The organism is Erwinia sp. V71 (assembly GCF_965644245.1).
Taxonomy (GTDB): domain Bacteria; phylum Pseudomonadota; class Gammaproteobacteria; order Enterobacterales; family Enterobacteriaceae; genus Erwinia.
In genome coordinates this window covers 1-368 of sequence record NZ_CBFFRK010000307.1, presented here as the reverse complement: position 1 = coordinate 368, position 368 = coordinate 1, and the positions used below count along the sequence as shown (strand labels likewise).

General features: G+C 41.6%; 1 protein-coding gene. It reads right to left on the bottom strand.

The features are described 5' to 3' along the window. Window positions 1-144: 144 nt before the first annotated feature. Window positions 145-368, bottom strand: a 224-nt coding sequence (locus ACSZO1_RS22760; protein WP_437616687.1) for a hypothetical protein, incomplete at its 5' end; no start/stop codon positions are given.

The window sequence follows — 368 nt, the reverse complement described above, 5'->3', positions numbered from 1 at the left end:
ATCGGTAGTTAACCCTTCCTCCTACACTCTCCACAATCATGTCCGAGCGTTGCACTTATTATCTGAATTCGCGCTGTAGTGATTTATTATTAGCACTATCAGTCAACGCAAATATCCGCATGATTTTGACTCAGGTCAAGGCGGCTATTCTACTTTCGGACAAATACGCCAAGACCAGATCAAAAACAGAAGAGGGAAACAGATAGCCATTGTTAGCTGGCCTTTGTTTTTAATAGTAATTACGTTTAACCCGGCATACCCTGCTTCAGAAATGGTGTTTATATTTTTATATCTTCGCGAATTCAGATAATAAGTGCAACGCTTGGTCATGTGGATGGAGGGACGGTTAGCTACCGATAAGCTATCCT